Here is a 12,923-nt window from a genome sequence, read left to right as displayed (position 1 = left end):
CTCTGGGCCGGTTTTTTTTCGCCTGCGGTTTTCTGCCGATGTCGGCATGAAAAAACCGGCCGCCCTTGCGGGCCGGCCGGTCATGCTTCAAGCCTGCCGGGGTCTGGCCCCGGCAAAGGCGAAGTGGCTTACCGCAGCGCGTCGATGGCGGCGTTGAAGGTGGCGCTGGGGCGCATCACGGCGTCCATCTTGGCCACGTCGGGCTGGTAGTAGCCGCCAATGTCCACGGCCTTGCCCTGCACGGCGCGCAGCTCTTCGATGATCTTGGACTCGTTGTCCGCCAGCTGCTTGGCCAGGGGAGCGAACTTGGCGGCCAGCTCGGCGTTCTCGGTCTGGGCAGCCAGGGCCTGCGCCCAGTACAGGGCGATGTAGAACTGGCTGCCGCGGTTGTCCAGCTCGCCGGTGCGGCGCGAAGGCGACTTGTCCTCGTCCAGCAGCCTGCCGGTGGCTTCGTCCAGGGTCTTGGCCAGCAGCTTGGCGCTGTCGTTGCCGTTCTTGATGCCCAGGTCTTCCAGCGACACGGCCAGTGCCAGGAACTCGCCCAGCGAATCCCAGCGCAGGTGGTTTTCTTCCACCAGCTGCTGCACGTGCTTGGGAGCGGAGCCGCCGGCACCGGTTTCGTACATGCCGCCACCGGCCATCAGCGGCACGATGGACAGCATCTTGGCGGACGTGCCCAGTTCCATGATGGGGAACAGGTCGGTCAGGTAGTCGCGCAGGATGTTGCCGGTCACCGAGATGGTGTCCAGGCCACGGGCCACGCGCTCCAGCGTGTAGCGCATGGCGCGGACCTGCGACAGGATGTGGATTTCCAGGCCCGTGGTGTCGTAGTCCTTGAGGTAGGTGTTGACCTTCTTGATCAGCTCGGCCTCATGCGGACGGTAGGGGTCCAGCCAGAACACGGCAGGCATGCCGGAGTTGCGGGCACGCGTGACGGCCAGCTTGACCCAGTCGCGGATGGGCGCATCCTTGACCTGGCACATGCGCCAGATGTCGCCCTGCTCCACGTTCTGGCTCATCAGCACTTCACCGGTGGCCAGGTCGACGATGTTGGCAACGCCGTCTTCCTCGATCTCGAAGGTCTTGTCGTGCGAGCCGTACTCTTCGGCCTTTTGCGCCATCAGACCCACGTTGGGCACGGTGCCCATGGTCTTGGGGTCGAAGTTGCCATGCCACTTGCAGAAGTTGATCATCTCCTGGTAGATGCGGGCAAAGGTGGACTCGGGCATCACGGCCTTGCAGTCGTAGGGCTTGCCGTCGGCGCCCCACATCTTGCCGCCCTGGCGGATCATGGCGGGCATGGACGCATCGACGATCACGTCGTTGGGCGAGTGGAAGTTGGTGATGCCCTTGGCGGAGTCCACCATGGCCAGCGCGGGACGGTGTTCCTGGCAGGCGTGCAGGTCACGGATGATCTCTTCGCGCAGCGAGGCGGGCAGCGTCTCGATCTTCTCGTACAGCGTGGACATGCCGTTGTTGACGTTGACGCCCAGCTCGTCGAACAGCTTGCCGTGCTTCTCGAAGGCTTCCTTGTAGTAGATCTTCACGCAGTGGCCGAACACGATGGGGTGCGAGACCTTCATCATCGTGGCCTTGACGTGCAGCGAGAACAGGATGCCGGCGTCGCGGCAGTCGTCCAGTTCCTTTTCGTAGAAGTCGCACAGCGCCTTCTTGCTCATGAACATGGAGTCGATGATCTCGCCGGCCTGCAGCGCGACCTTGGGCTTGAGCACCACGGTCTTGCCGCTCTTGGTGGTCAGCTCCATCTTGACGTCGCGGGCCTTGTCCAGGGTCATGGACTTTTCGCCGTGGTAGAAGTCGCCGTGCTCCATGTGCGAGACATGGGTTTGCGACCACTGCTTCCACTCGCCCATGGAGTGCGGGTGCTTCTTGGCGTAGTTCTTGACGGCGGCGGGAGCGCGGCGGTCGGAGTTGCCTTCACGCAGCACGGGGTTCACGGCCGAGCCCAGGCACTTGCCGTAGCGCGCCTTGATGTCCTTTTCCTGGTCGTTGGACGGGTTCTCGGGGTAGTCGGGCAGTGCGTAGCCCTTGCCCTGCAGCTCCTTGATGGCAGCCGTCAGCTGGGCCACGGAGGCGCTGATGTTGGGCAGCTTGATGATGTTGACATCGGGCTCCAGCGTCTTCTTGCCGAGCTCGGACAGGGTGTGGGCCACGCGCTGGTCTTCGGCCAGGAATTCGGAGAACTCACCCAGGATGCGGTGGGCCACGGAGATGTCGGCGGTCTCGACATTCACGCCGGCGGGTGCTGCAAAGGCGCGCACCACAGGCAGGAAGGCACTGGTGGCCAGGCGCGGGGCCTCATCGGTCAGGGTGTAGATGATGGTGGGTTGCTGCGTGCTCATCTCTTGTCTCAGGTAGTGAAAAAGGTAGGGGTCGCGCCGCAGGCCGTCGAACCGGGCATCCGCTAGGGGAAACTGGCCGGTGCAGCCTGACGCTGTAGGACCGTCACGCAATGCCCCGTCGCGCCAGCATGCTGCCCCGGCGTTTTCTGCAATGCGATCCCACAATACAAAATTCTAAGCGGAACCTGCCGGATTTTTTAAGTCTTGTAGAAGACTTAGGGTTTTACAGCGGCATTCAGGCCCTGTTTTCACAGGGAAACGGCTTGGAGCCCCTGCGTTTTCTGCCATGCAAAAAATGCTGTGGCGTGACGAACACGCAAGCATGGCAGAGCACCGGGCCACACCCAGAGCCGATACATCCACAACGATTCATCGTGCGCGAAGCGGCGGGCAAACACCCCCGGCGAAAACCCCGTGATCAGGCGCTGATCAAGCGCTGTTCACGGCACACACAGGCCGGGTCGGAAACGCCCCCGGCCAGCACCGGCGTCTGGGGCAGCAATCGCACGCCAATGCCCGGGAACACGGGTAAACGTGGCGACATATTGCGCCAAGTCATCTACAAAGCACGCCAATTACGCCAAATTGTCATCCATCCGCCTTTATTCTGTCTTTTTGACTAGAACTACTGGACTGGAGACGATTTGAGTACCCTGGCAATCGTGATTTCACTGGCGGGACTGATGTTCCTGGCCTACCGAGGCATCTCCGTGCTGCTGCTGGCCCCCCTGATGGCCGCCGTGGCCGTGCTGCTGTCCGGCGACCTGGGCCATATGCTGCCGCTGTACACCAGCACCTTCATGGGCGCACTGGGCAACTACATGCTGCAGTTCTTCCCCGTGTTCCTGCTGGGCGCGCTGTTCGGCCAGTTGATGGCCGACTCGGGCGCGGCCACCGCGATATCGCACTGGATCATGCGCGTGCTGGGCGAGAAGCACGCCATCCTCACGGTGGTTCTGGCCTGCGCCGTGCTCACCTATGGCGGCGTGTCGCTGTTCGTGGTGGCCTTTGCCATCTATCCGATTGCCAAGTCGCTGTTCCGCGCGGCCCATGTGCCCAAGCGGCTGATACCGCCCACCATCGCGCTGGGCTCGTTCACCTTCACCATGACGGCGCTGCCGGGCACGCCGTCCATCCAGAACGCCATTCCCATTCCCTACTACGGCACGAACGTGTTCGCGGCGCCGGGCCTGGGCATCATCGGCGGCATGACCATGCTGGCCCTGGGCCTGTGGTGGCTGCAGTCGCGCGCGGCCAAGGCGCGCGTGGCCGGCGAAGGCTACGGCGACCATGACGATGCCGTCGAGCAGGGCCTGCATGACGAAAGCGGCCCCCCCCTGCACAGCCGCCGGGACCTGCCGCTGCTGCTGGCCCTGCTGCCGCTGGTGCTGGTGATCGCGGTCAACGCGCTGCTGACCTACGGCGTGTTCCCGCAAATGGATTTGGGCTTCCTCAAGGACCGTTTTCCTGCCGTGAACCCGGCCAAGCAGACGGGCCTGTGGGCGCTGATCCTGTCCCTGGCCGTGGCCTGCGCCGCACTGGTGCTGCTGGGCCTGGGCCGCTGGCGCAATCTCAAGGAATCGGTGAACAAGGGCGTGCTGGGCTCCATGCTGCCCATCTTCAACACCGCCTCGGAAGTGGGCTACGGCGCCGTCATCGCGAGCCTGGCCGGTTTTGCCATCATCCGCGAGGCCGTGCTCAACGTGGCGCCCCACAACCCGCTGATCTCCGAGGCCGTGGCCATGAACGTGCTGGCAGGCATCACGGGGTCGTCGTCCGGCGGCCTGTCGATTGCACTGTCCACGCTGGGCAAGGACTACCTGGCCATGGCCGCCCAGCTGGGCATCAGCCCCGAGCTGCTGCACCGCGTGGCCGTGATGGCGGCCGGCTGCTTCGACACCCTGCCGCACAGCGGCGCCATCATCACGCTGCTGTCCATCTGCGGCCTCACGCACCGCCAGTCGTACGGCAACATCGCCATCATGACCATAGGCGCGCCCCTGCTGGCCCTGGTGCTGGTGATCACGCTCGGCACCATGTTCGGGTCCTTCTGAGGGACCAGGGCGCAGAGCGCGCGCGGGAAATACCACGGCATCGCGCCCGCCACAACCGGCATATGACGTATATGCGCGGGGCGGGTGCATGGCAACAATGCATGCACGGCGATAAGGCATCGCCCCGCTTCATTCCCGCATCACCGACAAGACGACATCCGCTGCCAAAGCTGCCAGCGCCGATGTCGGGCAACAAGGCCCGAACCGCTCCCTGACCTGGAGCGGTTCGGGCCTTTTTTTGTTGGCCGGGAATCGAAGGGGCAGCGATGCCGCACGCCGCCCCCTCAACCCCTTCAGGAGCAGCAGCATGAGACACGGAGATATTTCCAGCAGCAACGATTGCGTCGGCGTGGCAGTGGTCAACTACAAGATGCCGCGCCTGCACACCAAGGCCGAGGTGCTGGACAACTGCCGCAAGATCGCGGACATGCTGGTAGGCATGAAGCGCGGCCTGCCGGGCATGGACCTGGTGATCTTTCCCGAGTACTCCACGCACGGCATCATGTACGACGCCAAGGAGATGTACGACACGGCCAGCGCCATCCCGGGCGAAGAGACCGAAATCTTTGCCGACGCCTGCCGCAGGGCCAATGTCTGGGGCGTGTTCTCGCTGACCGGCGAGCGCCATGAGGAGCACCCCAACAAGGCGCCCTACAACACCCTGATCCTCATGAACAACCAGGGCGAGATCGTGCAGAAGTACCGCAAGATCATGCCCTGGGTGCCCATCGAGGGCTGGTACCCGGGCGACTGCACCTATGTGAGCGAAGGCCCCAAGGGCCTGAAGATCAGCCTCATCATCTGCGACGACGGCAACTACCCCGAGATCTGGCGCGACTGCGCCATGCGCGGCGCCGAGCTCGTCGTGCGCTGCCAGGGCTACATGTACCCGGCCAAGGAGCAGCAGATCATGGTCTCCAAGGCCATGGCCTTCATGAACAACTGCTACGTGGCCGTGGCCAATGCGGCGGGATTCGACGGCGTGTACTCGTACTTCGGGCACTCGGCCATCATCGGCTTCGACGGCCGCACCCTGGGCGAGACCGGCGAGGAGGAAATGGGCATCCAGTACGCCGAGTTGTCCAAGCACCTGATCCGCGATGCGCGCAAGAACGGCCAGTCTCAGAACCACCTGTTCAAGCTGGTGCACCGGGGCTACACCGGTACCATCAACTCCGGCGACGGGGACAAGGGCGTGGCCGCCTGCCCCTACAACTTCTACAGCCAGTGGGTCAACGATCCCGAGGGCACGCGCGAGATGGTGGAGTCCTTCACGCGCACCACCGTAGGCACGCCCGAATGCCCCATCGAAGGCATTCCGCACGAGGCGCCCAGGCACCGCTGACAGCGTCCTGCCTCCGAGCCTGCAGGCCTGGGGGCAGGCCCGCATATGAACACGGAAAGGTGAAGAGTGAAGATGAGCACGACAACAACCACAGGCCCGCTGCACGCTCCTGCCAACCAGGCCGCCGACCCGCTGGCGGCCTACCGCATCGAGGAAGAGCCCTTCTACCGCCCCTCGGGCCGCGAGGTGCAGCTGTACCGCCAGGCCTACCAGCACCGCATGCCGCTCATCCTCAAGGGCCCCACGGGCTGCGGCAAGACGCGCTTTGTGGAGTACATGGCCTGGGCGCTCAAGCGCCCCCTGGTCACGCTGGCCTGCAACGAGGACATGACGGCCTCCGACCTGGTGGGCCGCTACCTGCTGGATGCCGACGGCACGGCCTGGCACGACGGCCCGCTGACCCTGGCCGTGCGCCACGGCGGCATCTGCTACCTGGACGAGGTGGTGGAGGCCCGCCAGGACACCACGGTCGTCATTCACCCGCTGACCGATGCGCGCCGTGCCCTGCCGCTGGACAAGAAGGGCGAGGTGGTGCATGCCCATCCCGACTTCCAGCTGGTGGTCTCCTACAACCCCGGCTACCAGAGCAGCGCCAAGGACATGAAGCCATCGACCCGCCAGCGCTTCGCGGCCCTGGACTTCGACTACCCGGCGCCCGAGATCGAGGCGGACATCGTGGCCCACGAGACCGGCATTGCCCCGGCCACCGCTCGCAGCCTGGTCAGCCTGGCGCGCAGCACGCGCGAACTGCGCCACCGGGGCCTGGACGAAGGCGCCTCCACCCGCATGCTGATCTACGCGGGCCTGCTGATCCGCGACGGCGTCTCGGTGCATGACAGCTGCGACATGACCATCACCAGCGCCCTGACCGACGACCCCGACACCGCCGCCGCGCTGCGCCAGCTGGTCGAAGCCGAGTTCGGCGCCTGAGGGCCGCGCGCCATGGCCATCGTCTCCGCTGCCTTGCCCGAAGAGTCCCGTCTGCTGCACACGCTGGGCCTGCTGGCCAGCGGCCTCGCGCGCCAGCCTGTCGCCGTGCAGGCGCTGGCCAGGGCGCCGGCCAGTGCCCCGGCGCCGGGCCAGGCCCACGCCCTGCCGCCGCGCGCCGTGCTGATCAGCCAGCCTGCCCGGCTGCTGATTCCCGCCAACTTGCCCATTCAGGCACACCTGCACGCAGCGACGATGGCCCATGCCGCAGCCCACCTGCGCTTTTCGCCCGCCCGCCAGGACAGCAGCGCCCTCAAGCCCATGGGCCAGGCCGTGGTGGCCGCACTGGAAGATGCGCGCGTGGAACGGCTGCTGTGCCTGCAGCACCCCGGCGTGCGCCGCTGGTTCGAGGCCTGCATCGCCCCCGAGCCCGACCCATCGGACCTGGGCTTTGCCTCCTTCATGGCCCGGCTGGACCGCATCCTGCTGTGGCCAGAGCGCATGGACGGCAACCACTGGATCCACAAGGCCCGTGACCTGTTCGAGGACACCGCCACGCGCCATGGCCTGGAGGACTACGCCGCATTCCGGGCCATTGCCTCCATCCTGGCCAACGACCTGGGCCAGATGCGCGTGCGCATGGACCCGCAGCACCATGCCGTGCCCAGCACCTACCGTGATGACAACAGCTATCTCTGGCAGCATCCGGAGTCGCCCCAGGGCGAGGAAGACACACTCGCGCTGCAGCAGTCCGCTGCGCGTGCGGCCCCTCCTCCATCGGCCGGCGCAGGACAGCAGTCCGATGCACAGGAAGGCCAGTCGCTGGACCTGGACCCAGGCCTGGAACTGTCCCGCCACAGCTACCCCGAATGGGATCGCAGGCTGGAGCGCCTGAAGACGGACTGGTGCACCGTCATCGACACCCTGCCCGCATGGCAGGCCGAGGCTCTGGCCGGCAAAGGCTCCCAGGCCGGCAGACAGACACTGCCGCCCCTGCCGCTGCCGCCCGCACGCCAGCTGGACCGGCGCCAGCGCCTGCGCCGCCAGTGGGAAGGCGACGACCTGGACTTCAACGCCGCCATCGAGGTCCAGGTGGACCGCCGCCTGAACCTGCGCCCGGAACCACGCCTTTTCATGCGGGCCGGCAAAGGCCCGCGCCCCACCAGCGTGCTGGTGCTGATGGACGCTTCCGAATCGGTCAACACGCCCGGCCTCCACGGCGCCAGCCTGCTGGAGCTGGAGAAACAGGCGGCCCTCATGCTGGCCGAGTCGCGCGCAGGCCGCAGGACCGGCGTGGACCGCCTGGCCATCCACGCCTTCTCGTCCAACACGCGCGCCGAAGTCCGCTACCTGCGCCTGCTGGACTTCGGCCAACCCTTTGCCGCAGCAGCGGCCACCCGGTTGCAGGCACTGCAGGGGCGCCATTCCACACGCCTGGGCGCCGCCCTGCGCCACGCCAGCAGCCTGCTGGCGGCCGAGCCTGCCGGCCAGCGCCATCTGCTGGTGATCACCGATGGAGCACCCGCCGACATCGACGTGCATGACGACCGCTACCTGATCGAAGACGCGCGCTGCGCCGTGCAGCAGGCCCGCGCCGCAGGCATACGCATCAGTTGCCTGGCCGTGGACAGCCAGGCCGACGGCTATGTGCGCCACATCTTTGGCGGGCGCAACTACGGCATTGCCGACGACGCGCGGCATCTGCCAAGGCGGCTGTCCCAGATGGGCGCAAGGCTCGCAGCCGGCCGCTGACCACGGCAAGCGCCACGGAAATCTCGATTAACCTGAAGCCTGCAAAGAACGCACGCCAGCACTTGGCACAGAAGGAACCCATGAACGACCCCGTCAGAGTCGGCATTCTTTACTCGGCCACCGGCACCACATCGACCATCGGCCAGTCCCAGCTGCAGGGCGCGCAGCTGGCCATCGACGAAATCAACGAGGCGGGCGGCCTGCTGGGGCGTGAACTGGTCGCAGTGCGCTACGACCCGGCCTCCACGCCGGCCCGCTATGCGGCCCTGGCCGAGCAGCTCATCGTGCGCGACGGCATCAACGTCATCTTCGGCTGCTACATGTCCAGCAGCCGCAAGGCCGTCATCCCCATCGTCGAGAAGTGGAACCGGCTGCTGTTCTATCCGACGCTCTACGAAGGCTTCGAGTTCTCGGGCAATGTCATCTACACCGGCGCCGCGCCCAACCAGAACAGCGTGCAGCTGGCCGACTACATGACCAGCAGCTTCGGCGCGCGGGTCTACCTCATCGGCTCGGACTACATCTATCCCTACGAGTCCAACCGCATCATGGGCGAGCTGGTCATGCAGCACCCGGGCAGCGACAAACTCGGTGAACACTACCTGCCGCTGGATGCCACCGAGCGCGACTACGCGGCCATCATGCAGGACATCCGCGCAAGGCAGCCGGACTTCATCTTCTCCACCGTGGTCGGCGACTCCACGGCCAGCCTCTACCGCGCCTATGCAGAGGCGGGCTTCAATCCGCAGACCATGCCGATTGCCAGCCTCACCACCTCCGAGGCCGAGATCGCCCAGATGGGTGCCGACGTGGCGGCCGGCCACTTCACGGCCGCGCCCTACTTCCAGTCCATCGATTCACCGGCCAATGCGCGCTGCCTGGCCCGGCTGCGCCAGCGCCTGGGCGACGACTGCCGGCCCAACCTGTGCTGGGAAGCCGCCTACTTTCAGATGCACCTGTTCGCCAACGCCTTCCGCCAGGCCGGCAGCGACCGCATCGGCGAGCTGCTGCCCCATCTGCTGGGCAGCGAGTTCGACGCGCCCCAGGGCCGCATCCGACTCGATCCCGGCAACCACCACACCTGGCTGTACCCGCGCGTGGGCCGCGCCAATGCCCAAGGCGGCTTCACCATCGTGCGCCAGGCCACCCGGGCCGTCTCGCCCGACCCCTATCTGGTCACCCATTCACTGGGCGACTGGACCGCCAGCCTCGGTGCCCTGGAGAACTGAGCGTGGATGCCGAACCGAACAAGGAAACCGGCAGCGCTGCCACAGGCCGGCCGCTGCTGGAAAGAAAGCCGCTGCTGCGCGCCACCTCGCCCCAGCTCAAGGAACTGCGCCAGCTGCGCATTGCCATCGTCCACCCCGACGACGCGGACGGCCGACTGCTGGCCCAGCAACTGCAGCGCATAGGCTGCCAGGTCCAGGCCATCTGGCCGCCCCAGCCCAGCCTGCCCGAAGGCACGGACGTGGTCTTCCTGGCCGTTCGCCCCGACCACCTGCAGTTGAACTACACCTGGACCCAGGGCGAGGGAGAGAGCCCGCCCACCGCCATCGCCGTGGTCAACTACGAGAACCCCACCATCGTCTCCGCCGTGCTGGAACTGCAAGTGCAGGCCATCCTGCCCACGCCCATCCGCTCCTTCGGCCTGCTGTCCACCCTGGTGCTGGCGCGCAGAAACCACAAGGAATCACGCCAGCAGCAGCAGCGCATCGCCAAGCTCCAGGCCAAGCTGCTGGGCCAGCGCCGCGTGGCCGAAGCCAAGGCCATCCTCATGCAGACCCACCAGATCAACGAAGACCAGGCCTACGACATGATCCGCGCCCAGGCCATGAGCCGGCGCAGCTCGGTGGAGGAGATTGCCCAAGCCATCGTGCATGCGAGCGAAATACTGTCGCTGGGCAAGGGCGTGGGCGGGTAAATCACGCAGGACTCCTGCCGCCAGCAGCCATGGTTTGGCCCCGGGGAACCAGGGTCCTCTTTCTTTTGAACGCATGCAGCGTGTCAAGAAAAGTGCCCCCGACGCCGAGGCTGTCGGGCTCGGCACGACGTGCTGATGCTCGCTAACTGAGGCTTCACATGGTCGGTTGATAGCAGAGTGCTTTCGCCTACAAGAGAAGCCTCTCAGCAACCTTACTTTGTCGCGGCCAGTTGGCTGATTCTCTGCATTGCGTTGTAGATTTCGCCAGCCATATACGAAGAAATCTCTTCACTGCTCAAACCAGGAACGATGGCAGCGCTTCCCTTGTCAGCGGAGGCAATCCAATGCAGTTTAAACAAAAGCTCCTTCAGATCGGCAGTTTCCATTACATCGGACATCCACCCGTGAAACTCCAGGATGACCTCCGTACGTTTATCGCCATCCTTCGCCAGCTTGCAAAGCTGCTGAAACCAAGACGCATCACGCAGGCATTCTAAGAATTCAAGCACTTCCGGTTGATATACACCCTCCTGTCCATCAGCCAAGAACTCTTTCGTCGGCGCAAATGTATCACGGTAGCGGAGGAGCGCCTGCAATTCACCAGCATTGATGTCAAAATCCAACGCTGCTAACTTCTTACGCGGCCCTTTTAACCAGCGCAGTTTCACCTCATGCAAGTCGCTTGCAATGAGCCGCGGAATCTGACTCACATCCTTCTCATACATCTGAATATCCTGAACGAGCAAAGGACGCGTCCCCAGTAAAGTGGTTCTGGCGGCCTCACCAGCGCGGATGATCCAATAAGCTTGTTCCTTATCTTTGGCACTGAAGCTCTTGGAACTCTGAGCAATGAACTGAATGTACTCAGCCATTTTCCAGGCCATCACCGCCCAATAGCGGTGATCTGTCAGCTTTTCTCGGGAAGGCGATTCGTCATGAATATACTCATTCCATGGACCGCTGGGCACAGTTCCGATGGCGGCAACCACTGCGGTCTTTTCACGGGTTCCCAGCCATCCATAGCCATGAGCCTTGCCCCCCTCGAAAACACATAGAGCGTAGTCTTTACTGCTCTCCTCTGATTCAAAACGGACGAAGCTTCCATCTCGCACAAAAGCAGCCAGCGCCTCAAACTGTTCGGATACCTGTTTGGTTATTTTTTCAACATCAATCTCATCAATTATCAGCAGAGTTTTTTGATATTTTCCATGCCAGCCAATAGCTGCCATTGCGGCATCCAACGGCATATCCTCGGCAATCCATCCCTTGTCCTGCAGAAGCTTGGAAATCTCCTTGCCTTGCTTCTTGGCAATCTTGATGTTGATTTCAGTCTGACGAAAAGCGATACCCATTGCCAATTTCCTCTGAATATTTATCGCAAGCCTTGACACAGCTTCAGGCGCACGCATGAAACCCCCTCCCAGGCGCATGCGTTCAAGTTACGAACGCAGCTTCCCGCAGACGGAATATAGCCTCAGAGCACCCTCCGGAAGTTGACGCTTTGTCCAGTCATCACCACCTGCGGATCTATTCTCAAGCGAAGCCTGCCATTCAGAAACGATCATTCCTCGGGCACCGAAGAGTTCGAATAATGGCTCTCAGTCCTGCCGTATTTCTTGGCAGTCGCAGTGAGCGCACAAGGGCCGTGGGCCGCTCGGACGCCCTGCGTTCCGCGCAGACCTCGCTGCGTACCGCCTCCTTGCGTACCGACTGCTCGGCCTTGTCCTGGATGCGACCCGACAGCATCCAGCTCCAGTCATCACTCTCAGCGCGCTTGCGGATCGCCCCCCTGGCTGATGTTCTGCTCTGCTGCGATCTGCCTCAGGCCCTTGATGCCGGCCCTGTAGTCCAGCTTGATGCGTTCCCACTGCGGAAACTGCCTGTATTCCGTGCTCATCCCTCGAAGCTGGCAGGCTTGGGACGACCACCGCAGGGCCAGGCCGCCTAGCCGGAGTAACTACCAAGTTTCAGTGATAGACACAATATACACAAATTCATACAATTTGCAGCGCGTTTGGTCATCAAACAAAAGTTCAGCAAACAGAGCTAGAGAGATTGCGCCGATCTCCAAAGTAAGGGAACAACATGTCTTCTGGGGTTTTCCGCACATGGGTGCTAGGCGGCATCTTTGCTCTTGTCACCTACACCGGCTCTGCAAGCGCACAGCTGACCTTGTCCGTGTCCCACACCGATGCCTCTTGTAACGGGGCAAACAACGGCACGGCCACTGCCCAAATCACCCAGAACGGTGTTGCGCCCTTCAGCTACGCATGGAGCCCCTCTGGAGGCACAAACGCTACCGCAACAGGGCTCACAGCAGGCACCTATACAGTTACGGTTACTGACAATAACGGCCTGCAAGGAACAGCTTCTACGACCGTTGGACAGCCTGAAACATTGTCAGGCACGCAGTCGCAGATCAATCCCGTTGGAGGCAACAACGGTAGCGCAACAGTTGTCGCGACAGGGGGGACTCCTGGCTACGCTTACTCATGGACCCCCTCCGGTGGCGCAGCGGCAACCGCGACAGGACTGGCTCCCGGTCAATATTCGGTGACCAT

At 63.7% G+C, this 12,923-nt stretch carries 10 protein-coding genes and 1 pseudogene; 8 read left to right on the top strand and 3 right to left on the bottom strand.

The window, feature by feature from the left end; genetic code table 11:
- Window positions 1-128: 128 nt before the first annotated feature.
- Window positions 129-2,363: an NADP-dependent isocitrate dehydrogenase gene (locus HFGMBDPB_RS16110; RefSeq protein WP_016454629.1), complete on the bottom strand. Its 2,235-nt coding sequence runs from the start codon at window positions 2,361-2,363 to the stop codon at window positions 129-131.
- A gap of 110 nt (window positions 2,364-2,473) precedes the next feature.
- Here HFGMBDPB_RS16110 and HFGMBDPB_RS16105 point away from each other — a divergent pair, with 110 nt between their 5' ends.
- The 7 genes from HFGMBDPB_RS16105 (at window position 2,474) to HFGMBDPB_RS16075 (ending at window position 10,362) form a co-directional block, all read left to right on the top strand.
- Window positions 2,474-2,986, top strand: coding sequence for a hypothetical protein (locus tag HFGMBDPB_RS16105; RefSeq protein WP_212645778.1), 513 nt, complete (start codon window positions 2,474-2,476; stop codon window positions 2,984-2,986).
- A gap of 21 nt (window positions 2,987-3,007) precedes the next feature.
- Window positions 3,008-4,417 (top strand): GntP family permease, encoded by a 1,410-nt coding sequence (locus HFGMBDPB_RS16100; protein ID WP_212645777.1) that lies wholly within the window; start codon window positions 3,008-3,010, stop codon window positions 4,415-4,417.
- Window positions 4,418-4,724: 307 nt separating this feature from the next.
- Window positions 4,725-5,762 (top strand): aliphatic amidase, encoded by a 1,038-nt coding sequence (locus HFGMBDPB_RS16095; protein ID WP_043791758.1) that lies wholly within the window; start codon window positions 4,725-4,727, stop codon window positions 5,760-5,762.
- 72 nt (window positions 5,763-5,834) lie between these two features.
- Complete coding sequence (locus HFGMBDPB_RS16090) at window positions 5,835-6,692, top strand: CbbQ/NirQ/NorQ/GpvN family protein (protein WP_212645776.1); 858 nt, start codon at window positions 5,835-5,837, stop codon at window positions 6,690-6,692.
- A gap of 12 nt (window positions 6,693-6,704) precedes the next feature.
- Window positions 6,705-8,441: a nitric oxide reductase activation protein NorD gene (locus HFGMBDPB_RS16085; protein WP_212645775.1), complete on the top strand. Its 1,737-nt coding sequence runs from the start codon at window positions 6,705-6,707 to the stop codon at window positions 8,439-8,441.
- Between the two features lie 80 nt (window positions 8,442-8,521).
- Window positions 8,522-9,670 carry a transporter substrate-binding domain-containing protein gene (locus tag HFGMBDPB_RS16080; RefSeq protein ID WP_047219025.1) on the top strand — a complete coding sequence of 383 codons (1,149 nt, stop codon included), beginning with the start codon at window positions 8,522-8,524 and terminating at the stop codon, window positions 9,668-9,670.
- 2 nt (window positions 9,671-9,672) lie between these two features.
- On the top strand, window positions 9,673-10,362 hold the full coding sequence (locus HFGMBDPB_RS16075) for an ANTAR domain-containing response regulator (protein WP_212645774.1): 690 nt from the start codon (window positions 9,673-9,675) through the stop codon (window positions 10,360-10,362).
- A gap of 212 nt (window positions 10,363-10,574) precedes the next feature.
- Here HFGMBDPB_RS16075 and HFGMBDPB_RS16070 read toward each other — a convergent pair whose 3' ends face one another.
- Complete coding sequence (locus HFGMBDPB_RS16070) at window positions 10,575-11,714, bottom strand: SH2 domain-containing protein (protein WP_249343463.1); 1,140 nt, start codon at window positions 11,712-11,714, stop codon at window positions 10,575-10,577.
- A gap of 413 nt (window positions 11,715-12,127) precedes the next feature.
- The gene (locus tag HFGMBDPB_RS29910; protein WP_283248050.1) at window positions 12,128-12,259 is read right to left on the bottom strand and encodes a hypothetical protein; all 132 of its coding nucleotides are present in this window, start codon (window positions 12,257-12,259) and stop codon (window positions 12,128-12,130) included.
- A gap of 188 nt (window positions 12,260-12,447) precedes the next feature.
- On the opposite strand from HFGMBDPB_RS29910, the pseudogene HFGMBDPB_RS30050 reads away from it, so the two are divergent.
- A pseudogene (locus HFGMBDPB_RS30050) lies at window positions 12,448-12,858 on the top strand (hypothetical protein); the annotation flags it as partial.
- Window positions 12,859-12,923 lie beyond the last annotated feature (65 nt).

The organism is Delftia sp. PE138 (genome assembly GCF_018320755.1).
In the GTDB taxonomy this organism is placed as follows: Bacteria; Pseudomonadota; Gammaproteobacteria; order Burkholderiales; family Burkholderiaceae_C; genus Comamonas; species Comamonas tsuruhatensis.
This window is presented reverse-complemented; position numbering and strand designations above follow the sequence as displayed.

Excerpts from the sequence above, each read along its gene's own strand:
- HFGMBDPB_RS16110 (WP_016454629.1), bottom strand. The coding sequence starts at position 2,363 with ATGAGCACGCAGCAACCCACCATCATCTACACCCTGACCGATGAGGCC.
- HFGMBDPB_RS16105 (WP_212645778.1), top strand. The coding sequence starts at position 2,474 with ATGCCCCGTCGCGCCAGCATGCTGCCCCGGCGTTTTCTGCAATGCGAT.
- HFGMBDPB_RS16095 (WP_043791758.1), top strand. The coding sequence starts at position 4,725 with ATGAGACACGGAGATATTTCCAGCAGCAACGATTGCGTCGGCGTGGCA.
- HFGMBDPB_RS16090 (WP_212645776.1), top strand. The coding sequence starts at position 5,835 with ATGAGCACGACAACAACCACAGGCCCGCTGCACGCTCCTGCCAACCAG.
- HFGMBDPB_RS16085 (WP_212645775.1), top strand. The coding sequence starts at position 6,705 with ATGGCCATCGTCTCCGCTGCCTTGCCCGAAGAGTCCCGTCTGCTGCAC.
- HFGMBDPB_RS16080 (WP_047219025.1), top strand. The coding sequence starts at position 8,522 with ATGAACGACCCCGTCAGAGTCGGCATTCTTTACTCGGCCACCGGCACC.
- HFGMBDPB_RS16070 (WP_249343463.1), bottom strand. The coding sequence starts at position 11,714 with ATGGGTATCGCTTTTCGTCAGACTGAAATCAACATCAAGATTGCCAAG.
- HFGMBDPB_RS29910 (WP_283248050.1), bottom strand. The coding sequence starts at position 12,259 with ATGAGCACGGAATACAGGCAGTTTCCGCAGTGGGAACGCATCAAGCTG.